Below are 23284 nucleotides of genomic sequence, written 5' to 3'. Positions count from 1 at the left end.
TGGGCGGATCAGTGCTCGCTGTCGAGGTGTGCCATCTGGGAGTCCGGGTAGCGTGCCCCGGCCGCCGCGCCTGCGGGGACGGCCGCCTCGATCGCCGCGAGGTCCGCCTCGTCGAGCGTCACGTCGAGCGCGCCGAGCGCCTCGGTAAGACGGTCCCTGCGGCGGGCGCCGACCAGCGGCACGATGGCCGCGTCGTGCCGGGGGCCCTGTGCGAGCACCCAGGCGATGGCGGTCTGCGCGACGCTGACGCCCTTCTGCTCGGCGATCTTGCGCAGGGCGTCGACCAGGTCGAGGTTGCGGTCGAGGTTCTCGCCCTGGAAGCGGGGGCTCATCGAGCGGAAGTCGTTCGCGGCCAGCTTGCGGTCGCGGGTGAAGTGGCCGGAGATCAGGCCGCGGGAGAGGACCCCGTACGCCGTCACGCCGATGCCCAGCTCGGCGGCGGTCGGCAGGATCTCCGCCTCGATGCCGCGCGAGATGAGGGAGTACTCGATCTGCAGGTCGGAGATCGGGGCGGTGGCCGCGGCGCGGCGGAGCGTGTCGGCGCCGACCTCGGAGAGGCCGATGTGCCGGACGTGCCCCTTCTCGACCAGTTCCGCGATGGCGCCCACCGTCTCCTCGACGGGCACGTCGGGGTCGATGCGGGCGATGCGGTAGACGTCGATGTGGTCGACGCCGAGACGCTGGAGGGAGTACGCGGCGAAGTTCTTGACCGCGGCCGGGCGGCCGTCGTAACCCGACCAGCCGCCGTCCGGGTCGCGCAGGGCGCCGAACTTGACGCTGGTCAGCGCCTGTTCGCGGCGGGCGGCCGGGGCGGTGCGGAGGGCCTCGCCGATCAGCATTTCGTTGTGCCCCATGGCGTAGAAGTCGCCGGTGTCGAGGAGCGTGACGCCCGCTTCGAGGGCGGCGTGGATCGTCGCGATGGACTCCGTACGGTCCGCGTCTCCATAGAGCGCGGACATTCCCATGCAGCCGAGGCCGAGGGCGGAGGTCCGGGGGCCGTTGTTTCCGAGAGTGAGAGTGCGCATGCCTCCACCATGACATGACAGATGACAGATTTCAATATCTGTCATCTGTCATCTGTCATTCGCCACCGGAGGGGGCGGCGCCGCGTGTTCGTCGGCCTCCGTCGTCAGGCGCTCCGCCGTCCTCCTCGCCGTCTCCCGCGCCCACCGCCCGCTCGTCACCGCCCCAAGCACCAGCACCGCGAGTCCGCAGCCCGCGATGATCCACCAGGCGGGACGGCTCGCCTGGGTGAAGTCCTTCGCGTACGAGGAGGAGGCGACGCCCGACGCCAGGACCGCGCCGATCACCGCGACGCCGAGGGTCGTGCCGATCTGGCGGCTGGTGGAGGCGACCGCCGCGGCGACGCCCGCCTGGGTGCGCGGCATCCCGGAGACCGCGGTGTTGGTGATCGGCGCGTTCACGAAGCCGAAGCCGAGGCCGAAGAGGACGTAACCGATCAGCCGCGTGCCGTCGGACGCCGCCGCGTCGAACGCGGCGAACAGGACGCCCGATGCCGTCATCGTCACCCCCGCGATCAGCAGCGGGATCCGCGGGCCCCGGCCGCCCACCAGACGGCCCGACAGCGGCCCGCAGACCAGGGCCATCGCCGCGATCGGCAGCATCCACAGGCCGGCGTGCAGGGCGTCGAGGCCGAGTACGTCCTGGAGGTAGAGCGTCGAAAGGAAGAGGAAGCCGCTGAGCGCGGCGAAGGCGCAGACCGCGATCACCGTCGCCCCGCTGAACGGCGCCGACCGGAAGAAGCGCAGGTCGATGAGGGGCTCGGCGCGGCGCGGCTCGTACCGGAGCAGTCCGGCCAGGCCGAGCGCCGCCGCACCCGCGAACCCGAGGATCAGCGGTGACGTCCACCCGGCGCGGGGCGCCTCGATGATCGCGTACGTCAGCGCGCCGAGCAGCACGATCACGAGGAGCTGGCCCACCGGGTCCGGGCGGCGCGGCTTCGGGGCGCGGGACTCGGGGACGTACCGCAGGGTCAGGAAGAGCGCCGCGAGGCCCACCGGCAGGTTGACCAGGAAGATCGAGCGCCAGCCCACCGAGTCCACGAGCACCCCGCCGACCAGCGGGCCCGCCGCCAGCGAGATGCCCGCGACGCCGCCCCAGACGCCGATGGCGCGAGCCCGTTCGCGCGGGTCGGTGAAGGTGTTGGTGATGATCGACATCGCGACCGGGTTGAGCATGGAGCCGCCGACGGCCTGCACCATGCGGAAGACGACGAGGAGTTCGAGGCTGGGGGCGAGCGAGCAGAGCACCGAGCCGAGGGTGAAGATCACCAGGCCTGCCACGAAGATCTTGCGGCGGCCGATCCGGTCGGCGGTCGACCCCGCCAGCATCAGGAGCGAGGCGAGGACCAGCGTGTACGCGTCGACCGTCCACTGCATGCCCGAGACGCTCGCGTCGAACTCGCGCTGCAGGGTGGGCAGCGCGACGTTCAGGACCGTGTTGTCGAGGGTGACGATCAGCAGGCTCGTGCAGCAGATCGCGAGGACGAGCATCCGCCGACGGTGGTCGAGGCCCATGTGGGGGGCGACGCCCTCGCGGTGGTTGAGTTCATCGGGCATCTTTCGACGGTAGTCCGCCCGGAGGTCCGGGGCCCGGCCGCGCCGGGGGTGGCGTACGGGACCGGACCTGATCAGGCCATCCGCCGCGGCAGCCGCAGACTCAGCGCCGCAAGGCCGAGCAGCCCCGCGAGCTGCACCCCGAGCGCGGTCACGAACGCGTCCCGCATGCCGAGGCCGGGCACCAGCGACAGGAAGAGCGAGCCGACTGTCGCCACGCCCACGGCCAGGCACGACTGCTGCACGGTCGCCGCGAGACCGCTGCCCGCGCCCGCCCGCGCGGCGGGCACGGCCGCCAGCGCGACCCGGTAGTAGAGCGCCAGCTGGACGCCCTGGCCGAGCCCGCACAGCAGCAGCCCTGGGGCGAGCGCCAGGGGGCTCAGGGCGGACCACGGCGCCGACCACAGCATCGTCAGGCCCAGCACCGCGAGGCCCGCGGCGTGCACCAGGGCCGCCCGGGTCATCGCACGGCTGCCCCAGCGGCGCACCAGACGCGGCACGAGCAGCGCGGCCGGGATCTGCGTGAGGCCCATGGGAATCACGGTCAGGCCTGCCTTCAACGCCCCGTAGTGGAGGCCCTGTTGGAGGACGATCGCGAAGCCGAACATGAAGCCGCTGAACCCGACGAAGATCGGCAGGCCGAGGACCAGGCTCTTGCGCACGCCGGGCTCCCGCAGCAGCGACGGGGGCAGCAGCGGGCTGCCGCCGGTGCGCTCGGCGCGGCTCTCCACGGCCCCGAACGCCCAGCCGAGCAGCGGCGCCGCGACCAGCAGGAGCACGGACCACAGCGGCCAGCCCGTCGCCCGCCCCTCCGTCAGCGGCAGCAGGAGCGCGGTCAGCGCCCCGGCGAACAGGACGGTGCCGAGGACGTCGCCCCGCGCGGGCCGCTCGGCGCGGCTGTCGGGCACCGTGCGCACCCCGACGAGCAGGGCCGCCACGGCGACGGGCACGTTGACGAGGAACACCGCGCGCCAGCCGGTGCCGCCCGGGTCGGCGGCGACCAGGGCGCCGCCGAGGGCCTGGCCGAGCAGGCCCGCGACCCCGCTCACGGCGCCGTACAGGGCGACGGCCCGCGCCCGGCGCTCGCCCCGCGTCGTCGCGTGCAGGGTGCCGAGGACCTGCGGCAGCATCAGCGCGGACGCGGCGCCCTGCGCCACCCGCGCCCCGACCAGCCACCACGCGCCGGGCGCGAGCCCGCAGGCCAGCGAGGTCAGGCCGAAGGCGGCCACGCCCCACAGGAAGAGCCTCCTGCGTCCGTACGTGTCGCCGAGCCGACCGCCGAGGACGAGCAGCACGGCGTACGCCACCGCGTACCCCGCGACGACCATCTCCAGCGTGGCGGGGGAGGCGTGCAGGTCGCGCTCGATGCTGGGCAGGGCGACGTTGACGATGAAGAAGTCGATGCTGGAGAGGGAGGCGCCGAGGAGGAGGGTGAGCAGGCCGAGGGGGGTGAGGGCGGGCGCGGTACTTGTGGGGGACTTGTCGGTGCTGGTCGGGAGAGTCACGTACATGACGATGTTCCTGCTCCCAGGGGGGTACCAGAGCCTCCTTATCCTGGTACCAGGCGAACCTGGAAACAGGCTGAGCGATGGCGCAGCCTAGGCCTGTGACCGATACCGCGCCGATCGACGCCACGCAGGCCGACACCGCCCCCGCCGACATCCGCCGCCAAGAGCTCGCCGCGTTCCTCCGCAGCCGCCGCGAGCGCGTCACGCCCGAGCAGGTGGGCCTGGTCCGCGGCAGCAGGCGCCGCACGCCGGGGCTGCGCCGCGAGGAGGTCGCGCAGCTGTCGAGCGTGGGCGTCACCTGGTACACGTGGCTGGAGCAGGCCCGGTCCATCAAGGTGTCCGCGCAGGTCATCGACGCCATCGCGCGGGCGCTGCTCATGGACCCCAGCGAGCGCGCGCACCTCTTCGCGCTCGCCGGGGCCATCGACACCCGCCCCGAAGCGGAGTGCAACGCCCTCTCCGCTGAGGTCCGGCGGCTGCTGCGCCGCCTCGCGCCCTACCCGGCCACCGTGCAGAACGGCCGCTACGACGTCCTCGCGCACAACCGCTCCTGGAACCACGTCTTCGGCGACTTCGACGCCATGCGGCCGCGCGACCGCAACTGCCTGTGGCTCCTCGCCACCAGCGAGAGCTGGCGGGAGACCTTCCTCGACCGGGACGAGATGCTGCGCGACCTGATCGCCAAGTTCCGGGGCTCCATGGCCGAGCACGGCGCCGAGCCCGCCTGGAAGGAGCTGCGCGACCGGCTCGTCGGGGCGTCCGCGGAGTTCCGCGAGCTGTGGGAGCGGCACGAGGTGGCGACGATGTCGCCGCACGTCAAGCGCTATCAGCACCCGCAGGTCGGGCTGCTCCGCCTGGAGCACCGGATGATGTGGATGGCCCCGCTGATGCAGGCGTACCGGCTGATCGCGTACGTCCCCGCCGACGACGCGACCGAGGAGCGCCTGGAGCGGCTCGCGGAGCTTTCGGCGGCGGACGGGACCGTCGTACGAGGAGGGTGGGACGGCCGCTCGGGGAGTGAGGGACAATAGAGGGTCCCGTCGTCCGTCCCGGAGATCATTGATGCCGTCCCAGCCGCAGCCCCTGTCGATCGGCCCGCACACCGTGCAGCCGCCCGTCGTGCTCGCCCCCATGGCGGGGATCACGAACGCGCCGTTCCGGACGCTGTGCCGGGAGTTCAGCGGCGGCAAGGGTCTCTTCGTCAGCGAGATGATCACCACCCGCGCCCTGGTGGAGCGCAACGAGAAGACGATGCAGCTGATCCACTTCGACGAGACGGAGAAGCCCCGCTCGATCCAGCTGTACGGCGTGGACCCGGCGACCGTCGGCAAGGCCGTCCGCATGATCGCGGAGGAGGGCCTGGCCGACCACATCGACCTGAACTTCGGCTGCCCCGTCCCCAAGGTGACCCGCAAGGGCGGCGGCTCCGCCCTCCCGTACAAGCGCCCGCTGCTGCGCGCGATCCTCCGCGAGGCCGTCAGCGGCGCCGGGGACCTCCCCGTCACCATGAAGATGCGCAAGGGCATCAACGACGAGCACATCACCTTCCTCGACGCGGGCCGCATCGCGGTCGAGGAGGGCGTGACGGCCATCGCCCTGCACGGCAGGACGGCCGCGCAGCACTACGGCGGCACGGCCGACTGGGACGCCATCGCCCGCCTCAAGGAGCACGTGCCGGAGATCCCGGTCCTCGGCAACGGCGACATCTGGTCGGCGGCGGACGCGGTCCGCATGATGAACGAGACGGGCTGCGACGGCGTCGTCGTGGGCCGCGGCTGCCTCGGCCGCCCCTGGCTCTTCGGCGACCTGGTCGCCGCCTTCGAGGGCACGGGCGCGCCCAAGGCGCCGGACCTGCGCGAGGTCTCGAAGGTCATGCTGCGCCACGCGACCCTGCTCGGCGAGTGGATCGGCGACGAGGCGCGCGGCGTCATCGACTTCCGCAAGCACGTCGCCTGGTACCTGAAGGGCTTCGCGGTCGGCTCGGAGATGCGCAAGCGCCTGGCGATCACTTCGTCCCTCGCCGAACTGGCGGACGGGCTCGGCGAGCTGGACCTGGACCAGGCGTGGCCGGTCGGCGCGGACGGCCCGCGCGGCCGTACGTCGGGCAACAACCGGGTCGTCCTCCCGGACGGCTGGCTGAAGGACCCTTACGACTGCGCGGGCATCAGCGAGGACGCGGAGCTGGACACGTCGGGCGGCTGAGCGGGGCTACGCCAACGTCACCGTCACCGGCAGTTCCTTGATCCCGTTCACGAAGTTGGACCGGACACGCCGCACCTCACCGGCCACGCGGATGTCCGCCAACCTCGGCAGCAGCTCCTCGAACATGATCCGCATCTCCAGGCGGGCCAGGGAGTTGCCCAGGCAGAAGTGCGGGCTGCCCTTGCCGAAGGTGACGTGGTCGTTGTTCTCGCGGGTGACGTCGAAGCGGTACGGATCGGGGAAGACGTCCTCGTCGCGGTTGCCGGAGGCGAACCACAGCACCACCTTGTCGCCCGCCCTGATCAGCTTGCCGCCGAGCTCGACGTCGCGGGTCGCCGTCCGCCGGAAGTGATAGACGGGTGAGGCCCACCGCAGGCACTCCTCGACGGCGTCCGGGATGAGCGAGGGGTCGCGGACGAGCCGCGCACGCTCCTGCGGATGCTCGATGAGCGCGAGCATGGAGTGCGAGATGGCGTGCCGGGTGGTCTCGTTCCCCGCCACGACGAGCAGCAGGAAGTAGTTGTCGAAGTCGGTGGGGGAGAGCGGCACCCCGTCCTTGGGCGAGCTGTTCACCAGCGCGCTCACCAGGTCGTCCCCGCTGCCGCCCCGCCGCCGGGCGGCCAACTCCCGCCCGTACGCGAAGACTTCGAGGGAGGCGGGCGACCTGAAGGGCAGATTGCGGTACTGGTCGCTCTCCGCGCTCTCCAGGAGCACATCGGCGTAGTCGGGGTCGGTGTTGCCGATGATGCGGTTGCCCCAGTCGATGAGCTGCTGCGTGTCCTCCTCGGGGACGTCGAGCATGCGGGCGAGCACGTTGATGGGGAAGTCTGCGGAGACCTCCCGCACGAAGTCGAAGGTGCCGAGCGGCAGGGCCGCATCGAGGGTGCGCGCGGTCAGCCCGCGCAGGAACGTCTCGTACGTCGCGACGGCGCGCGGCGTGAACCGCTTCTGCAGGATGAGCCGCATGGCGCGGTGCCGGAGCCCGTCGGTCTCCAGGAGGGACCGGCGCAGGGCGATGTAGTCGTCGTCCACCTCCTCCAGGTTGGTGAACATCTCGGAGGTGAAGGTCTCGGGGTCGCGGTCGACGCGCACGATGTCGGCGTGCCGGGTGACCGCCCAGAAACCGGAGTTGGGCGGGGGTTCGGGCTGCCAGTGGACGGGGTCCTCGCGGCGCAGCACGTCGAACATCCGCCAGGGCAGCGCGCGGTCGGTGAACCGGTCGTTGTCGGCGAGGTCGACGTCGGCGAGGGAGAGGGGCAAAGCGGCGGCCGTACGCATGAAACGCACTCCTAGCGAGGTCAGATGAGATCAGATGAGGAACGCGTACTCGCCGAACTCCCAGTCGGTGACGGCGTGTTGATAGCGCTCGATCTCGTTGCGCTTGTACGTCAGGAAGGCGCGGGTGAAGCCGTCGCCGAGGAGGTCGGTGAGCGCCTCGTCGGCCTCCAGCGCGTCGAGGGCCTCGGGGAGGGTGCCGGGCAGGCGGGGCGCGGCGGTCTCGTCGTAGCCGTACCCCTCCAGCGGGGCGGGCGGGTCGGGTGTGTCGCGCAGGCCGAGCAGGACGGCGGCGACGGTGCCCGCGACGAGGAGGTACGGGTTGGCGGAGGCGTCGCCGAGGCGCAGCTCCAGGCGGGTGCCCGCGCCGCGCTCGGGCGGGATGCGGACCATGGCGCTGCGGTTGTCCAGGCCCCAGTCGATCAGCCAGGGGGCGAGGGTGTCGGGCCCGAAGCGCTTGTAGGAGTTGACGGTGGGGTTTAGCAGGGCGGCGAGCGCGGGCGCGTGCCGCAGGACGCCGCCGATGGCGTGCCGGGCGGCGGCGGAGAGCCCGCCCTCGCCCTGCGGATCGTCGAACACGTTCCGCCCGTCGCCGTCGACCAGCGACAGGTGCACGTGGAACCCCGACCCGCCGAGTCCGTTGAACGGCTTGGCCATGAAGGTGGCGAGGCGGCCCTCGTGGCGCGCGGTCTCCTTGACGGCGGCCTTGAAGAAGAAGGCGCGGTCGGCGGCGTCCAGGGCGTCGGAGTGGTGGAGGTTGATCTCGAACTGCCCGCCGTCGAACTCGTGGTTCCCCGCGATGGCGCCGATGCCGAGCGAGTCCAACTGCCGCAGGGTGCGCAGCAGATGACCGTCCGGGTCGCCGCGCCGCCCGGCGCTGTACACGTTCCCGGTGGCGCCGCCGTAGGGGGTCCAGCCGGACGCGGCACCGGGGGAGGCGTCGCACAGGAAGTACTCGAGCTCGGGGCCGACGACGGGGGAGAGGGCGTCGTCGCCCGTGCACTCGCCGACGCGGGCGAGCACCCGGCGCAGCACGGCGCGCGGCGACTCCGGGGCGGGTTCGCCGGTGAGGGGGTCACGGGTGTCGCCCAGGCACCAGGCGACGCCCGGCTCCCAGGGCAGCGGCTTCAGGGTGTCCAGGTCGGGGTGGACGCAGACGTCGGGCAGCCCCGCGTCGAGTCCGCCCGCGACGGGGACGACGTCGCCCCGGGGGGTGGTGTGGTAGACGGCCCGGCAGAAGGAGAGGCCGTGTCCGCAGGCGCTCGGCAGGTGGTCGACGAGGACGTCGCGGCCGCGGTCGGCGCCGATGAGGTCGGGGTAGACGACGCGGACCACGTCCGTGTGGTTGGCGCGCAGTTCCTCGACGGTCCCGGCAATGTCTGGTGCGCTCGCTTCACTCACCCGTGGTCAGCCTCTCTGCGGGGTGGAGCGGGACGGTGTCGCCGTCATGTTGTTCGACAGTTGTTTGACCTCAAACGGTATGGCGGGGTGGGGGGTTGTGCAAGGGGTCGCGCACCCTGTGCGGCGGGGGGCGTGACCGCCCGTGACATCGCGGCGGTCCCGGCGTATCGTACGGGCCCAAACGAAGAGTGAAGGGGCCTGGTCATGACCGGAGTTCAAGGATTCCTTCCGCCCAAGAGCGCGACCGGAAGAGCCGCCATCGTGCCCGCACCGCCCTGGCACTACTCCGGCGACCTCCTCACCGTCGAGTACCGCACGGACCCGGCCCGGGTCCGCGAACTCCTCCCCGAACCACTGGAGACGGCCCCCGACGACCCCGGCGCCGTCGCCCTCATCTGGGCCGACTGGCAGTCCTGCGGCGCCGACATGACGGAGCTCCTCGACCCCGTCCGCGCCCAGTACAAGGAGTGCTTCGCGGTCGTCCGCTGCGCCTACCGCGGCCGTACCTACTCCCGCTGCGTCTACATCTGGGTCGACAAGGACTTCGCCATCGCCCGCGGCAACCACCAGGGCTACCCGAAGAAGCTCGGCTCCATCCACCTCACCCGGCCCCATCCCTACGGCCCCGCTCCCCGCATCGAGCCCGGCGCGGTCTTCGGCGCCACGCTCGCCGCGGCCGACCGCCGCCTCGCCCAGGCGGTGGTGACCCTGCGCGAGCCCTCCGGGACCAACGGCTTCGTCAACGCCCACCCCATGGCCCACCACCGCCAGCTCCCCGCCATCGACGGCAAGGGCCTCGCCCTCGACGAGCTGATCGCCTCGGGCGCCGCCGCCTTCGAGGGCGGCGAGGCGTGGCGGGGTGACGCGGACCTCACCCTCTTCGAGGCGCCCACGGAGGAGCTGGCCGCCCTGACGATCGACGAGCCGATCGGCGCGTACTACCGCCAGGTGGGCGTCACTTGGGACGGCGGGACTCTGCTGGAACGGGGCCTTTAGCGGCGGAGGGCCACCCGTTCTCCGGGCTGCTGCCCGTCCCCCTCCCGCACTGCTAATCGCTTAATCGCTCCCCGCCTTCGACCCGATGCCTGCGTACGCAGCCGGTCGCGCCGCCCGCAGCCACAGCCCCCACCCGCACCCCGCCGCCGCGGCGGCGAGGATGAGGCCCGGCAGGATCCACCGCAGCGGGTTGTCCGACGAAACCCCCAGCTGGACGCTGAAGTTGGTGAGTGCGAGCCAGAAGATGACGGCGAGCGCGGCGCCCGAGAGGAGCGGCGCGATCAGCCGGTGCCACAGCGGCTCGGTCAGCTCGGGGCGGTGCCTGAAGTACGCGACGACCGACGCGGACGTGGCGAACAGGAGCAGGATCACGCCGAGCGCGCCGAGGTTGGTCAGCCAGGTGAAGACGTCGGCCACGGGGTCGCGTCCGGCCAGCGCGAAGATGCCGATCACGATGACGGTGACCGCGGTCTGCAGCAACGAGCCGCGGTGCGGCGAGGTGTGCCGGGGGTGCAGCATGCCGAGCCCGCGCGGCAGCACACCCTCCCGGCCCAGCGAACGGACGTACCGCGCAACGGCGTTGTGGAAGGAGAGCAGCGCCGCGAGCAGACTCGTGATCAGGAAGAGCTGGGCGTAGTCGGAGAAGACCGTGCCGAGGGTCGAGGAGCTGAGGGTGAACATCATCTGCGGTCCCTCCTCGGCCGCGACCCGCGTCGCCTGGTCCGTGCCCGCGCCGGTCACCATGGCCCACGCCGTGGCCGCGTAGAAGACACCGATGAGCCCGACGGCGATGTACGTGGCCCGCGCCACGGTCCGGCGCGGATCCCGGCACTCCTCGCTGTACAGCGCGGCCGACTCGAACCCCATGTACGCGGCGAACACACAGCACAGCGCGACGCCGAGCGAGCCGTCCGTGGCGGCGCCCCAGGTGAGCGGCGTGGTCGAGACGCCCTCCGGGGCGTGCGTGAACTGGCCGATGTCGAAGACGAGCACGGTGCCGAACTCCAGGACGAGCAGCACGGCGAGGACGCGCACCCCCACGTCGACCCGCCGGTAGCCGAGCGCCCCGACGACCGCCGTGCACGCCAGCACGAGGACCCACCAGGGGATCTCCACGCCGGTCCGGGCGTCGATGAACTCGGCGGTGGTGGCGCCGAAGAGGCCCGCGATGCCGATCTGCATCGCGTTGTACGACAGCAGCGCGACGAAGGCCGCGCCCACGCCGGGGGTGCGGCCGAGCCCCTGCGCGGTGTACGCGTAGAAGGCTCCGGCGCCGGTGATGTGTCTGCTCATCGCCGCGTACCCGGCGCTGAACAGGCCGAGGACGACGGCTATCAGGAGGTAGAGCAGCGGTATCCCGAGGACGCCCGTGACGGCGAGGGACTGCGGGACGCCGCCCGCGGCGACGGTGAGCGGCGCGGACGCGGCCACGACGACGAAGACGATGCCCGCGACGCCGATGCGGCGTTCCGGGGCGGCGGGGGCGGGGAGGGGTGGTGCGGGCGAGGCTGAGCCTTGATGGTCGAGAGCCATGCCGGGCCTCCGGGGAGGGGAGGGCGCATCCATGCGGGACGCGTTATCGTTTGAGCCCGTACGAACTTGAATGGCGCCGATGGTACGGACGCCCCGGTGCCCGGGCAAGAGGCCTCAAGAGGACTTGGCAGACTGAAGACCCGAGCCACTACCGACGACGGACCACCACCGCACCACCACCCCACAGGAACAGGGAGACACACGGACGTGACGGGCAACCGCTCCATCCGCGACACCGAGAAGGCGGTCAGGGCCAAGCTCGGCGGCACGCCCGTCGAGTACGAGCAGATGGCCGCGGTGTCGAACATCTACCGCGCGGCCGCGGCCGTCCGTCAGCACTTCGAGAACTCCGTCCTGCGCGGCGCCGAACTGACGTGGACGTCGTTCGTCGTGCTCTATGTCGTCTGGATCTGGGGCGAGATGGAGACCCGGTACGTCGCCGAGGAGGCCGGTATCTCCAAGGGCACGCTGACGGGTGTCGCCCGCACGCTCATGGGCCGCGGCCTGATCGAACGCCGCGGCCACCCCGACGACGGCAGGCTCGTCCTGCTCCGGCTCACGGACGAGGGCGAGCGCCTGATGGGCGAGGTCTTCCCCGCCTTCAACGCCGAAGAGGCCTTCGTCACCGAGGGCTTGACGGACACGGAGTGCGAGACGCTCGCGGACCTGCTGCGCAAGATCGTCGTACGGACGGAGGAGAAGGGCGACGACCGCAGGCAGAACCTCCTGAACGGCGCGGCCCCGACCCCCCGCCGCAGCGGCCGCAAAACCAAGCCCACCCTCTGACCCGACCCTGGCACTCACCGGGCTCAGCCCTCGCCGGGCTCACCTCTCTCCCGGCTCAGCTCTCGCCGGGCCGCACTCCTCGCCCGACCGGACCTCTCGCCCGGCCGGATCTCTCGCCTGGCCGCGCCCCTCGCCTGGCCGCGCCCCTCTCCCGGCCGCACTCCTCGCCTGGCCGCACTCCTCGCCTGGCCGCGCCCCTCGCCTGGCCGCACTCCTCGCCTGGCCGCACTCCTCGCCTGGCCGCGCCCCTCGCCTGGCCGCACTCCTCGCCTGGCCGCGCCCCTCTCCCGGCCGCCCCCCTCACCTGGCCACGCCCCTCACCTGGCCGCGCCCCTCACCCGGCCGCACTCCTCACCCGGCCGCCCCCTCACCTGGCCGTCCTCCTCACTCGGCCGCGCCTGTCTCCCGGCCGCCCCTCTCACCCAGCCGCCCCCCTCACCCCCGCCTCCCACTCCACGGCCGCCCGCACCAACCCCCCGAACAACCCCTGCTGCCCCGCGTCCACCGCCGCCGTGTCCTCCGGATGCCACTGCACCGACGCGAACCAGCCCTCCCCGTCCGGGAGTTCGAGCGCCTCGATCGTGCCGTCGGCTGCCCATGCCGTGGGGACCAGGCCACGGCCGGGGAGGTCCACGCACTGGTGGTGGTAGCAGGACGCCTCCGTCTTCGCGGCACCCAGCAGGCGTGCCACCGTGGAGCCCGCGGCCACCCGCACCGGATGCACCTTGTGGCGGTGCTCCGATTCGGGGCCGCCCATGTCCTGCCGCAGCGTGCCGCCGAGGGCGACGTTCACCACCTGCATGCCGCGGCAGACCGCCAGCGTCGGCAGGCCGCGGGCCAGTGCGCAGTGGGCGAGGGCGAGGTCGAAGGCGTCCTGCGCGTCGTCGACGTCGTACACGGTGCCGTGCACGTCCGCCCCGGCCGCGTACCGCCAGGGCGCGACGTCCCCGCCGCCGGGGAGCAGCAGTCCGGCGCAGCGCGCGAGCCGTGCGGCGGCCTCGTCCGGCTCCCCGGGATGCATCATGAACGGCTCGCCGCCCGCGCGGAACACGGCGTCGGCGAGGGCGCGCGCGGTGACGACGGCGGCGTAGCGCAGGGCGGAGGTCGTGGCGGCGTACCGCTGGGGGAGGGCGATCAGGGGGCGGGGGAGCGGAGGGCGGGCGCGAGGCGCGGGCCGGGGCATCGGCGGCATCGGCATGGCGGACTTCCGGAAGCAGGCCTGTCGTTCGGGTTGTCGTTTGGGTTCAAACAATATCTCAACGTCGCGGCCCCTACGAGGGGTTGACCCCGCACCGGGCCCCTCCTAATGTTGTTTGGGTTCAAACGAACTGGAGGCAGTGATGGCTCCTCCCGCCCCCGTCCCCGCATCCCCGGGGACACCACACACAGGCGCCCCACACACGGACGCACCACACACGGCGACCGTCGCCGCCGTGCCCGTCGACACCCGGCACTGGATCGGCGGCGCCCGCGTCGCCTCCCCGGCCACCTTCACCGACCACTCGCCCGTCGACGGCGCCCCGCTCGCCGAGATCGCCCGCGGCGCGGCCGCCGAGGCCAGGGCCGCCGTGGCCGCCGCGGACGCCGCGTTCCCCGGCTGGGCCGCGACACCCCCGGCCGAGCGCGCCCGGCTGCTGCACGCCGTGGCCGACGGGGTCGACGCCCGTGCCGAGGAGCTCGCCGCCGTCGAGACCGCCGACAACGGCGCCCTGCTCCGCTCGCACCGCCGCGGCGTGCTGCCCCGCGTCGCCCACAACTTCCGCTACTTCGCCGACCGCCTCCTCGCCCTCACCCACGACGACTTCGACACCCGCGGCCACACGAACCACGTCACCTGGGACCCGGCGGGCCCCGCCGTCCTCATCACGCCGTGGAACGCCCCGCTGATGCTGGCCACCTGGAAGATCGCCCCGGCGCTCGCCGCGGGCGACACCGTCGTGCTCAAGCCCGCCGAGTGGACCCCGCTGACCGCCTCGCTCCTCGCCGACATCACGCACGAGGCGGGGCTGCCGCCCGGGGTCTTCAACGTCGTGCAGGGGTACGGCGACGAGGCAGGGGCGCCACTCACCGCCGACCCCGCCGTGCGCCGCATCAGCTTCACCGGCTCGGTGCCCACCGCCCACCGCATCGCCGCGGCCGCCGCCGCACGCCTCGTCCCGTGCAGCTTCGAACTCGGCGGCAAGTCACCGCTGCTCGTCCTCGCCGACGCGGACCTCGACCTCGCCGCCGACCTCGCCGTGGAGCAGTACGACAACGCGGGCCAGGTCTGCCTCGCAGCCACCCGCATCCTCGTCGAGGAGTCCGTGCGCGACGCCTTCCTCGGCCGCTTCCTCGACCGGGTGGCGAAGCTGACCCAGGGCGACCCGCGCGACGAGGCCACCGACATCGGACCGAACATCCACCCCCGGCACGTCGACCGCGTCGACGGATTCGTGCGCCGCGCCCTCGCGGCGGGCGCGGAAGCCGTCGTCGGCGGCGCCCGCAACACCGCACTCGACAGCGCCCTGGGCGGGCAGTACTACCTCCCCACCCTCCTCACCGGCGTCGACCAGGACTCCGAGATCGTCCAGGAAGAGGTCTTCGGCCCCGTCCTCACCCTCCAGACCTTCCCCGACGGCGACGACGACGAGGCGGTGCGCCTCGCCAACGGCACCCGCTTCGGCCTCGCCGCCACCCTCGCCGCGGGCGACCGCGACCGCGCGGCACGCATCGGCGCGCGGCTCGTCGCGGGCACGGTCTGGGTCAACTGCTTCTACGTACGCGACCTCTCCGCACCCTTCGGCGGCTCACGCCGGTCCGGCGTCGGGCGCGAGGGCGGCGACTGGTCCTTCGACTTCTACTGCGACCTGAAGAACACGGTGACCGCAACGAAGGGCTGGGCCGACCATGGGTGAAATAGTCGGAGCGGGCCTCCTGGCCCACGTCCCCACCATCGTGCTGCCCGAACCGGTCCGCAAAGAGCTCAACGAAGGCCGCGAGATCAGCCTCGTCCCCGGCCTGCGCAAGCTGCGCGCCGACGTCTTCGAGACGCTCGACTACGACACCGTCGTCGTCCTCGACTCGCACTGGGCGACCACCGTCGAGTTCGTGGTCACCGCACACCCGCGCCGCGCAGGCCTCTTCACCTCCGAGGAGCTGCCGCGCGGCATGTGCCGCATGCCGTACGACTATCCGGGCGACCCCGAACTCGCCGCCTCCGTCGCCCGTTTCGCGGAGAAGCACGACACCTGGATCACCCCGATCGACGACCCCTTCCTGCCCGTGTATTACGCCACGATCAACCTGTGGACGTACCTGGGCCACGGCCTCCCCGAGAAGAAGTGGGTCTCGATCGGGGTCTGTCAGACCGGTGACGCCGAGGACCACCTGCGGCTCGGCCGGGCGCTCGCCGACGGCATCGGCGCGCTCCCCGGGCGCAAGGTCCTGCTCATCGCGTCCGGCGCCCTCTCGCACACCTTCTGGCCGCTGCGCGAACTGCGCGCCCACGAGTCCAGCGACCCCGCCCACATCCGTACGCCCGAGGCCCGAGCCGCCGACCTCAGGCGCATCGAGTGGTTCGAGCGCGGCGACCACGCGCAAGTCCTGCGCACCATGCCGGAGTTCCTCACCCACAAGCCCGAAGCGCGCTTCGGCCACTACCTGATGATGATCGGCGCTCTGGGCGAGGAGCGCTGCACCGCCGCGGGGCGCGCCTACAGCGCGTACGAGAACTCCATCGGCACGGGCCAGATGCACCTGTGGTTCGACCGCCCGGCGACCGGGTGGACCGGCACGGGCGCCGACACCGACCCGAGCGAGGCGACGGCATGAAGGCGCACAGGGCGACCACCATCGAGTACCGCCGCGTCCTCCTCGACGGGGCAGCCGTCCAGGTCGTGCGCGAGGGCGACGAGCTGGTCGCAGCCGACGGGCGCCGCCTCAAGACGTCCGAGGCGCACCACTTGCCACCCGTGCGCCCGTCCAAGGTGATCGCCGTCCACCTCAACCACCGCAGCAGGGTGACGGAGTTCGGGGTCAAGCTGCCGCCCGCGCCCACCTACTTCCACAAGCCGATCTCCGCCCTCAACAGCCACGGCGGCGCCGTCGTGCGCCCCGAAGGCTGCAAGTACCTCAACTACGAGGGCGAGATCGGCATCGTCATCGGCCGCACCTGCCGCAACGTGGCGCCGGACGAGGCGGGCGCGTACATCGCGGGCTACACCGTCGCCAACGACTACGGCCTGCACGACTTCCGCGACACCGACGCCGGTTCGATGCTCCGCGTCAAGGGCTCCGACACGCTCTGCCCACTCGGCCCCGGCCTCGTCACCGGCTGGAACTTCCACGGCAAGTACCTGCGCACCTACGTCAACGGCGAGCTCGCGCAGGACGGTTCGACCGACGAGATGCAGTGGGACATGCACTACCTCGTCGCCGACATCGCCCGCACGATCACTCTGGAGCCGGGCGACGTCCTGCTCTCCGGCACACCCGCGGGCTCCCGCCCGGTCCGTCCCGGCGACGTCGTCGAGGTCGAGGCCGAGGGCCTGGGACGCCTCACCAACCACATCGTCACCGGCCCGACGGCAGTCCGTGCCGACGTCGGGGCCCAGCCCACCGAGTCCGAGGAGGTCCTCTCCACGGCCCTCGGCGGCGACTGGGAGTTCCGCGGCGTCAGAGCACCGCGCCGCTGAGAACTGTTCCACCCAACATGCACAGCAGAGGAGTCAGACCCATGAGGGTGATCGTCGACCTGGACGTCTGCCAGGACCACGGGCAGTGCGTCTTCGCCGCGCCGGACATCTTCCGGCTCGACGGCGAGGGCCACCTCGCGTACGTGGACGCGCCCGACGAGGCGCTGCGCGCCGATGTCGAGGACGCCGCCGACGTGTGCCCGCTGCAGGCGATCCGGGTCGAGGGCTGAGACGCCGTGGAACGGACCGGGCGGGCCGGGATCGCCGTCGTCGGCGCGTCCCTCGGCGGCCTGCGCTCCGCCGAACAGCTCCGCGCCGCGGGCTGGCAAGGCCCGATCACCCTCTTCGGCGACGAGCTCCACCTCCCCTACAACAGGCCCCCGCTGTCCAAGGGGGTGCTCGCGGGCGCCGCACCCGCGTCCGGCACGGAACTGCGCAGGCGCCCGAGCATCGAGGACGTCGAGTGGCGGCTCGGCTCGGCCGTAGCCGCCGCCGACCTCGCGGCGCGCACGCTCACACTGACCGACGGATCGGTCCACATGTACGAGGGTCTGGTGGCCGCGACGGGGGTGCGGCCACGCAGACTCCCGATGCCCGGGGGCCCGCCCCGGCACGTCGTCCGCACACTGGAGGACTCGGCGGCCCTGGCCGTCGGCCTGGCGGCGGGCGCCCGGGTGCTCGTGATCGGATCGGGTTTCATCGGCTGCGAGGTGGCGGCCACGGCGCGCACGGCGGGCTGCGCGGTGACCGTCGTAGCGCCGGAGGCGGAGCCAATGATTCTCGCGGTGGGCCCGCACCTGGCACGGGCGCTGCGAAGCCGCCACGAGGCGCGGGGCGTCCGCTTCCGGATGGGCCGCCTGGCCGCGGAATTGACGCCTGAGGGCGCGGTGCTTGACGACGGCACGGAACTCCCCGCGGACCTGGTGGTAGAGGCGGTCGGCTCACTCCCCAACACGGAATGGCTGACGGCGACCGCGGGCCTGGACCTGACCGACGGCATCCTCTGCGACGCCCACCTGCGCATAGGCGGCATCCCGCACGCGGTGGCGGTCGGCGACGTCGCCCGCTTCCCGAACCCGCGCTACGGCCCCGTGCCCCGTCGCGTCGAACACTGGTCGGTCCCCGGCGACACGGCCCGCCACGCGGCCCGCACCCTGATCGCCGCCCTCACGGGCACCCCCCGCGACCCGGCCCCCTGCGCCCCCCTCCCCTCCTTCTGGAGCGACCAATACACCCTGCGCCTCCAGTCCTTCGGCCAGCCCGCACTGGCCGACCGCTGCGAACTCCTGGAAGGCGACCCGGACGCCCCCGAAGGCGACCTCCTCTACGCCTACTACCAGGGCCCCCGCCTCATAGGCGTGGCGGCACTGGGTGGCCCGGCGGCAACGGCAGCGGCGGCCCGCCACCGCGCCCACCTCATGACGCTGCCGGAGCCGGTGACCTGACCCGGCACAGGTATGCCAAAGGGGCAGCACCTCTGCACGGGGTGCTGCCTCGTTACCTGATGACGTCTGACCGTCGTTGCTGTGCGACAGCGTCTGTGTATGTCCCGCGTGTCAGATCAGCATCGCTGATGCCCAGGTCGGCCAAGACGGCACGGATGTCGCTCAGGGCCTCAGCCACGGCACCCTCGTCGACGAGGGTCTCCAGCTCAAGGAAGGTGCCGTCGATCTCCGGCACGCGTACCAAAGTGGCCAGCATCTGCCGACCGCACGCCTCGAACCCGTAGTTGCGGCACTGCTTCTCGAACGCGATGGCCTCGACGTACCCGAGCCCTCGCAGGATGGCGTGTGCCGCCTCCGCGTTGTCGACGTCCGTCTCGTGCTCCGGCTTGGACCCGGACGCCGCGTCGACTGCGGCGGCTTTGAAGGTGAGCACGGTACGAGTGCTGTCCTCCCCGTGGATCGTACGTACCCGTAGTTCTTCGTCGGCCGCGGCGAGGGGCCCGTCGGGCCGGTCGTAATACGTGTCCCGGTACACCTCGCTGCGCGCCCGCGCCCGCTCGTCCAACCGCGTCAGCACAGTCTCCGGTTCCCGGACCCACGCCTTCAGCTCGGCCTCGATCACGTCCTGCTCACCCCTCACACCGTGCGCTGTGCCCCTGCCAGGATCGCGTCGAACATTCGCCGGAACCCGCGGAAGAGTGGGCCGTGCGGTGTCGCCATGACCTTGTACGTGGCCGAGGTATGCCCTTCCCAACCCGTGTCGAATGCCCCCACAAAGAGGGTGTCGTCGGCGCGGATCAGGCGCCAGGTCGGCAGCATCCCGTACCGGAACGCGGTTACGTCGCGTCCCTCGGCCTGCAACTCCCGTAGCCGGGCCTCCGCCAGCCGTACTCCGCCCGCCAGGGACTCGGGTGACTCGCCGATCTCGACGGCCCGTTGTTTCAGGGCCTCGCTGTCAGGGTCGAGCAGTGCGACGCGAACGCGGAGCCCTGTGCCGCCCTGCTCACGGGGCAGGCAGGCAGAACGCAGGAGGCTGTCGTTCAGGCCGATCAGGCCCAGGCCCCGCACAGCAAGGACATCCAGTTCCTTGGCACGGCCCGCGTTCTCCCGGATCTCCTCGGCGGCTGACGCCTGTTCCGCATAGACGCGGACGACCTCGGGGAACGCCGCGAGATCGAACGCGGCGCCGTCCCGCTTCCTCTCGCGGTTGGCTGCGAGGCCGAGCAGATGACGTGCGTCGTCGGGCATCAACAGTCCCTCGGCGATGCGCTCGTACACAGCCAGGCGAGACACCTCCCGGCGGCCGTTGATGACCTCGTTGACGCGAGCCTGCGTCATACCAGCCGCCGCGGCGATACGGGCTTGGCTGGCACCGGAGTACTGCTGCACGAACCGGAAGACAGCACCCATGTCCCGCGCGCGGAGAGCTTCACGGACCTCGGCCCGCTCCCAAGCGCGGTCGGGGAGAGCGATTGGCCCGATGGCGGTCGACATGGCGCGGCCCCCGTATCCGGAAGTGGATGGGAAGTCATCCCACGGTGAGATTACCGCTGGGGGATCGCTTCGACACCGTCTGTCACAAGAAGCTGGCCAGACCGATAGAGCCCTGACAGTTGCGTGACCGGCTTCAGGGCATGGCCGACTGACCAGGAGCCGACATGAGCGAGATGACGGGCAGCGACCTGAGCGCCCGCAGCGCGGAAAGTGCCGCATCCCCGCGGCTGATGGGCGCGGCCTTCGACTGGCTGGCGCGGGCTCAGCAAGAGCCGCGCCAGGCCCAACAAGCCTGGGCGGAACAGGGCATCGCCTTGTTGCCGCTCGGGACGAGGTTCAACACGGTGTGCCTGCCCGCCCGGCTCGTGCACTCGGCGGTCGGAACCGATGACCTGGGGTCGGTGACCGCGACGCTGGCCGAACTACTCAACGGCCCGGTGATCCACAATCACCCGCAGCACCAGTACTACGCACTCGTCGACTGCGCGCCCACCCTGCGCTGGACGCGGGAGTACGGCGAGGCGCCGATGCTGGGGGTGGGCCACTTCCTGACCGTCCCGGCGTCCGACCTCCGAGGCCCGACCGGCCTGTACTGGGCAGTACTGCCCCGCATCGTCGGAGACCTGTGCCCCGTGCCATCCGTCGCCGCCTTGGTGCACATCGCCCGGAGCGACGCGCGAGGGAGGCAGCGGTGATCCCGCCCGAGGCGACCACGGAGCAACGGCAGGCACAGCGGGCGTACGGGGATCTCCTCGCCCACTTCGACGACTGTGCCCCCTGCCGGATCGAGGACTACTGCGAGGTGGGGGAGCGCCTGCGCCGCACGCACCGGGCCACTCGCGCCGCGCTGTGGGTCACCAGGTCACCTGACCGGGGCGGTCCACCCGTCGACGATGTCCAAGATCGTGCCCAGCGTGCGGATGGGGAAGTACTCGCGGCCCCGCGCGGACTTCTCACCGGCGTCCCGCATGGCGGCGATGCACATGTTCTCCAGCTTCCGCGCCTCGGGGTTGCCTTCGATCAGGCGGACGACGTGATCGAACCCGTCACGCTCGTGCTGGGAAAGGCGCAGGCGCGGGTTGCCGGAGGTGATGCCGAACTTCACGACGTCGTTGATGTCATCCGTGACGACGTAGAAGACGTCCCATGACTTGCCTGCGCAGGTACGGCATATACCGCCCCCGGCGCGCACATTGCTCGGTGTGGGCGTGCCGGTGTGTCCCTTGGCGCACCGCACCCGGTGCGGCCTGTCCTTGCCGAGCCACGTGGGTTCGAGGACGGCCCCTCCCAACGCGGTGACACGTGCGCGGAAGGCGGCCTCGGCCGTCTTGGGATCCTTCCCGGCGCAGACACGGCAGATGCCCTGCCCCTGCTGGACACTGGCCGGCCACGGAGCGCTCAGGTGCCCCTGGGCGCAACGGACTCGGTGCGGTGTGGTCGCCCCGAGCCACACGGGCTCCAGGACAACGCCCCCCAACTCCGCGATGCGAGCCCGGAAGTTCGCCTCGGCGACCTGCGGATCGCGCCCGGCACAGGCACGACAGATGCCGTCCCCGCGCCGCACCTGTGCCGGTCTGGGTCGGCACTCGTGCCCGGCGGCGCACTGCACCCGGTGCGGTTCGTTCGCGCCCAGGTACACCGGCTCCAGGAGCCTGGCGCCGATCTTCGCGAGGTTGTCCCTGAAGGCCGCCTCACTCGCCCGACTGTCGTTCCCGGCGCAGGTGGAGCAGATGCCGCACCCCTGCTGCACATGACTAGGCCTCGGGGTGCACAGATGACCGTTGACGCAACGAGCGCGGTGAGCCTGATGGTTGCCGAGCCACTTCTCCTCCAGAACGACCCCGCCCAGCGCGGCCACACGGGCCCTGAACGCCGTCTCGGCGTCCAGGGAGCGCATGTCTGCGACACAGGTGCGGCAGATGCCGTGCCCCTGCTGGACGTTGGACGGGAACGTGGCGCTCTCGTGCCCTGCCGCGCACCGCACACGATGCGGCTTCCTGCTGCCCCGCCACTCCTCTTCGAGGACTTCACCCCCCAACTCGGCGATGCGCGCCCGGAACGTCGCCTCGGCCCGCATGGACGGCGCGGACTGCTTCCTCGAAGTCTTCGCGACCCTCACCATCGGGCGGCCCCCCACACAGATCTCCCCATAACCGGTGATCTTTCCACGGCCCACTGACAGTGAGCCTTTTCCAACTTCAAGTTGAGCTGGCCAGATGGAGAGTGAGGACGGCCTGGACGAGTCTCGTGATTCGGGTTGTCGAGCAGCGCGATGGCTTGCTCGACCAGTGCTCGGACTTTCGCGTGGGACTGGTTGACGGCTTGCTGACCGGCGGGGGGCTGTCCCATCGGTCGCGGTAGGGATGGCGGACGCTGCTGCCTGCGCCCTGGTGGCCCCTGTCCGCCCAGCAGTTGATGCCGGCCCGGGCGAGGGCTTCGATGACGCCGTGTTCACGTGCGGCCCGGACGTCATGGACAGCACCGGCCAGGGCCGGTGAAGCCCAGAGCAGGCGTCCTTTGGGGTCGGCTATGACCTGCACGTTCATCGCCGGGCGGTCGGCGAGGAAGCGGAGGGCAGAGCTGGACACGTTGACCCCGGACGGGCACAAACCTGCGAAGCCTCTGGTGGAGACGGTCCTCTTGGCGGGAAACCGACTTACCAGGGCTTTCACCTGTCTGTCACGCCAACTGACCGAGCGGCTCAACAGGTTGGGGAGAGACCACCTGCCCAGCCGCTCGTTGGCGGCACCGGGTCCTTCGAAGCCGCGATCACGGAACCAGTCAGCTCTGGTCCGTTCCCGGGAACGGAGTGGACTGCAGGCGTTGCATCCACAGGGAGCTCAGGTACTGGCCCTTCTTCACGGCGTACTCGTGGAAGGTTCCGATTTCGGCGAAGCCGAACTTGCGGTGCAGGGCCACCGACGCGTCGTTCGGCAGGGCGATGCCGGCGAGGGCGACATGCACCGGTTCGTCGGCCAGGAGGCCGAAGAGCGCACGGTAGAGGGCGGTTCCCAGCCCCCGTCCTCTGCTGTCCTCGCCGAGTCCGATGCTCACCTCGACCGTTTCCCGGAAAGCGTCCTGATCGCGGTAGCACTGGCTGCAGGCATAACCGAGAACCTGGTTGCCGCGCCGGGCGACGAGCATCCGGTACGGACCCGTCTCCGCGAACTGAGCGAACCAGTCCTGCCGCTCCTCCAGGCGATGCGGTCTGGTGGCGAACCGGGCGTGCGAGGTCGCGGCCGTGTGATTCTGGATGGCGACGATCCCGGGCAGATCGTCCGTAATCGCGGGGACGAGTTCAACAGCGGCCTCGTAAATCTCGTGCACGAGAGGCTCCTCACCTCACGGGGGATGTCACACCGGCACGCTATGGCCGCCGTCGGCCACATAGAACC

22 protein-coding genes are annotated in these 23284 nt (G+C 71.7%); 10 read left to right on the top strand and 12 right to left on the bottom strand.

Features of this window, described 5'->3' with window-relative positions; genetic code table 11:
- Positions 1-8: 8 nt before the first annotated feature.
- The 3 genes from ABZV77_RS27790 to ABZV77_RS27780 form a co-directional block, all read right to left on the bottom strand.
- Positions 9-1025, bottom strand: a complete 1017-nt coding sequence (locus ABZV77_RS27790) for an aldo/keto reductase (protein ID WP_356262211.1) — start codon at positions 1023-1025, stop codon at positions 9-11.
- A 48-nt stretch (positions 1026-1073) separates the two neighbouring features.
- Positions 1074-2537 carry an MFS transporter gene (locus tag ABZV77_RS27785; RefSeq protein ID WP_356262720.1) on the bottom strand — a complete coding sequence of 488 codons (1464 nt, stop codon included), beginning with the start codon at positions 2535-2537 and terminating at the stop codon, positions 1074-1076.
- Positions 2538-2650: 113 nt separating this feature from the next.
- Positions 2651-4087, bottom strand: coding sequence for an MFS transporter (locus ABZV77_RS27780; RefSeq protein ID WP_356262208.1), 1437 nt, complete (start codon positions 4085-4087; stop codon positions 2651-2653).
- Between the two features lie 95 nt (positions 4088-4182).
- On the opposite strand from ABZV77_RS27780, the gene ABZV77_RS27775 reads away from it, so the two are divergent.
- Complete coding sequence (locus ABZV77_RS27775) at positions 4183-5115, top strand: helix-turn-helix transcriptional regulator (RefSeq protein ID WP_356262205.1); 933 nt, start codon at positions 4183-4185, stop codon at positions 5113-5115.
- Between the two features lie 31 nt (positions 5116-5146).
- Entirely contained in the window at positions 5147-6286 is a 1140-nt protein-coding gene (dusB, locus tag ABZV77_RS27770; protein WP_356262203.1) for a tRNA dihydrouridine synthase DusB, read from the top strand.
- A gap of 6 nt (positions 6287-6292) precedes the next feature.
- Here dusB and ABZV77_RS27765 read toward each other — a convergent pair whose 3' ends face one another.
- The gene (locus tag ABZV77_RS27765; RefSeq protein WP_356262200.1) at positions 6293-7564 is read right to left on the bottom strand and encodes a cytochrome P450; all 1272 of its coding nucleotides are present in this window, start codon (positions 7562-7564) and stop codon (positions 6293-6295) included.
- A gap of 30 nt (positions 7565-7594) precedes the next feature.
- Entirely contained in the window at positions 7595-8938 is a 1344-nt protein-coding gene (locus tag ABZV77_RS27760; RefSeq protein WP_356262718.1) for a glutamine synthetase family protein, read from the bottom strand.
- A gap of 228 nt (positions 8939-9166) precedes the next feature.
- Between ABZV77_RS27760 and ABZV77_RS27755 the strand changes: the two genes are divergently transcribed.
- A complete protein-coding gene (locus ABZV77_RS27755; protein WP_356262197.1) occupies positions 9167-9958 on the top strand; it encodes an acetoacetate decarboxylase family protein in 792 nt (263 codons plus the stop codon).
- 60 nt (positions 9959-10018) lie between these two features.
- On the opposite strand, the gene ABZV77_RS27750 is transcribed toward ABZV77_RS27755, so the two are convergent.
- The gene (locus ABZV77_RS27750) at positions 10019-11491 is read right to left on the bottom strand and encodes an APC family permease (RefSeq protein WP_356262194.1); all 1473 of its coding nucleotides are present in this window, start codon (positions 11489-11491) and stop codon (positions 10019-10021) included.
- A 207-nt stretch (positions 11492-11698) separates the two neighbouring features.
- Here ABZV77_RS27750 and ABZV77_RS27745 point away from each other — a divergent pair, with 207 nt between their 5' ends.
- A complete protein-coding gene (locus ABZV77_RS27745) occupies positions 11699-12277 on the top strand; it encodes a MarR family winged helix-turn-helix transcriptional regulator (protein ID WP_356262191.1) in 579 nt (192 codons plus the stop codon).
- A gap of 418 nt (positions 12278-12695) precedes the next feature.
- On the opposite strand, the gene ABZV77_RS27740 is transcribed toward ABZV77_RS27745, so the two are convergent.
- Entirely contained in the window at positions 12696-13475 is a 780-nt protein-coding gene (locus ABZV77_RS27740; RefSeq protein WP_356262188.1) for a gamma-glutamyl-gamma-aminobutyrate hydrolase family protein, read from the bottom strand.
- A gap of 235 nt (positions 13476-13710) precedes the next feature.
- Here ABZV77_RS27740 and ABZV77_RS27735 point away from each other — a divergent pair, with 235 nt between their 5' ends.
- The 5 genes from ABZV77_RS27735 to ABZV77_RS27715 are packed head-to-tail and all read left to right on the top strand — an operon-like array spanning position 13711 to position 18395.
- Complete coding sequence (locus ABZV77_RS27735; RefSeq protein ID WP_356262186.1) at positions 13711-15171, top strand: aldehyde dehydrogenase family protein; 1461 nt, start codon at positions 13711-13713, stop codon at positions 15169-15171.
- Positions 15164-16087, top strand: a complete 924-nt coding sequence (locus ABZV77_RS27730; RefSeq protein ID WP_356262183.1) for a 3,4-dihydroxyphenylacetate 2,3-dioxygenase — start codon at positions 15164-15166, stop codon at positions 16085-16087. Before ABZV77_RS27735 ends, ABZV77_RS27730 begins: the two co-directional genes overlap by 8 nt.
- Complete coding sequence (locus ABZV77_RS27725; RefSeq protein WP_356262180.1) at positions 16084-16950, top strand: fumarylacetoacetate hydrolase family protein; 867 nt, start codon at positions 16084-16086, stop codon at positions 16948-16950. The genes ABZV77_RS27730 and ABZV77_RS27725 overlap by 4 nt, the downstream gene beginning before the upstream one ends.
- A 41-nt stretch (positions 16951-16991) precedes the next feature.
- Positions 16992-17180, top strand: a complete 189-nt coding sequence (locus ABZV77_RS27720; RefSeq protein WP_356262177.1) for a ferredoxin — start codon at positions 16992-16994, stop codon at positions 17178-17180.
- 6 nt (positions 17181-17186) lie between these two features.
- The gene (locus tag ABZV77_RS27715; protein WP_356262175.1) at positions 17187-18395 is read left to right on the top strand and encodes an FAD/NAD(P)-binding oxidoreductase; all 1209 of its coding nucleotides are present in this window, start codon (positions 17187-17189) and stop codon (positions 18393-18395) included.
- 52 nt (positions 18396-18447) lie between these two features.
- On the opposite strand, the gene cyaB is transcribed toward ABZV77_RS27715, so the two are convergent.
- Both cyaB and ABZV77_RS27705 read right to left on the bottom strand, forming a co-directional pair.
- Entirely contained in the window at positions 18448-19017 is a 570-nt protein-coding gene (gene cyaB / locus ABZV77_RS27710; RefSeq protein WP_356262715.1) for a class IV adenylate cyclase, read from the bottom strand.
- Positions 19018-19031: 14 nt separating this feature from the next.
- The gene (locus ABZV77_RS27705) at positions 19032-19889 is read right to left on the bottom strand and encodes a helix-turn-helix domain-containing protein (RefSeq protein ID WP_356262173.1); all 858 of its coding nucleotides are present in this window, start codon (positions 19887-19889) and stop codon (positions 19032-19034) included.
- 164 nt (positions 19890-20053) lie between these two features.
- Here ABZV77_RS27705 and ABZV77_RS27700 point away from each other — a divergent pair, with 164 nt between their 5' ends.
- On the top strand, positions 20054-20584 hold the full coding sequence (locus ABZV77_RS27700) for a hypothetical protein (protein ID WP_356262170.1): 531 nt from the start codon (positions 20054-20056) through the stop codon (positions 20582-20584).
- Between the two features lie 167 nt (positions 20585-20751).
- On the opposite strand, the gene ABZV77_RS27695 is transcribed toward ABZV77_RS27700, so the two are convergent.
- From ABZV77_RS27695 to ABZV77_RS27685, 3 genes are all read right to left on the bottom strand, one after another.
- Positions 20752-22011, bottom strand: a complete 1260-nt coding sequence (locus ABZV77_RS27695; protein ID WP_356262167.1) for a hypothetical protein — start codon at positions 22009-22011, stop codon at positions 20752-20754.
- A gap of 76 nt (positions 22012-22087) precedes the next feature.
- On the bottom strand, positions 22088-22429 hold the full coding sequence (locus ABZV77_RS27690) for a transposase family protein (protein ID WP_356262712.1): 342 nt from the start codon (positions 22427-22429) through the stop codon (positions 22088-22090).
- A 241-nt stretch (positions 22430-22670) separates the two neighbouring features.
- Positions 22671-23216, bottom strand: coding sequence for an N-acetyltransferase family protein (locus ABZV77_RS27685; protein ID WP_356262165.1), 546 nt, complete (start codon positions 23214-23216; stop codon positions 22671-22673).
- Positions 23217-23284 lie beyond the last annotated feature (68 nt).

The sequence above is a fragment of the Streptomyces sp. NPDC004732 genome (assembly GCF_040609235.1).
GTDB lineage: Bacteria > Actinomycetota > Actinomycetes > Streptomycetales > Streptomycetaceae > Streptomyces.
Note: the sequence above shows the minus strand (reverse complement) of the source record. Positions and strands in the feature narration are given on the sequence as shown.

Bases quoted from the DNA above. Each gene is read 5' to 3' on its own strand.
- ABZV77_RS27750 (WP_356262194.1), bottom strand. From the start codon at position 11,491: ATGGCTCTCGACCATCAAGGCTCAGCCTCGCCCGCACCACCCCTCCCC.
- ABZV77_RS27705 (WP_356262173.1), bottom strand. From the start codon at position 19,889: ATGTCGACCGCCATCGGGCCAATCGCTCTCCCCGACCGCGCTTGGGAG.
- ABZV77_RS27720 (WP_356262177.1), top strand. From the start codon at position 16,992: ATGAGGGTGATCGTCGACCTGGACGTCTGCCAGGACCACGGGCAGTGC.
- ABZV77_RS27695 (WP_356262167.1), bottom strand. From the start codon at position 22,011: ATGGTGAGGGTCGCGAAGACTTCGAGGAAGCAGTCCGCGCCGTCCATG.
- ABZV77_RS27755 (WP_356262197.1), top strand. From the start codon at position 9,167: ATGACCGGAGTTCAAGGATTCCTTCCGCCCAAGAGCGCGACCGGAAGA.
- ABZV77_RS27725 (WP_356262180.1), top strand. From the start codon at position 16,084: ATGAAGGCGCACAGGGCGACCACCATCGAGTACCGCCGCGTCCTCCTC.
- ABZV77_RS27740 (WP_356262188.1), bottom strand. From the start codon at position 13,475: ATGCCGATGCCGCCGATGCCCCGGCCCGCGCCTCGCGCCCGCCCTCCG.
- ABZV77_RS27790 (WP_356262211.1), bottom strand. From the start codon at position 1,025: ATGCGCACTCTCACTCTCGGAAACAACGGCCCCCGGACCTCCGCCCTC.
- ABZV77_RS27765 (WP_356262200.1), bottom strand. From the start codon at position 7,564: ATGCGTACGGCCGCCGCTTTGCCCCTCTCCCTCGCCGACGTCGACCTC.
- ABZV77_RS27730 (WP_356262183.1), top strand. From the start codon at position 15,164: ATGGGTGAAATAGTCGGAGCGGGCCTCCTGGCCCACGTCCCCACCATC.
- dusB (WP_356262203.1), top strand. From the start codon at position 5,147: ATGCCGTCCCAGCCGCAGCCCCTGTCGATCGGCCCGCACACCGTGCAG.
- ABZV77_RS27785 (WP_356262720.1), bottom strand. From the start codon at position 2,537: ATGGGCCTCGACCACCGTCGGCGGATGCTCGTCCTCGCGATCTGCTGC.
- ABZV77_RS27700 (WP_356262170.1), top strand. From the start codon at position 20,054: ATGAGCGAGATGACGGGCAGCGACCTGAGCGCCCGCAGCGCGGAAAGT.
- ABZV77_RS27780 (WP_356262208.1), bottom strand. From the start codon at position 4,087: ATGTACGTGACTCTCCCGACCAGCACCGACAAGTCCCCCACAAGTACC.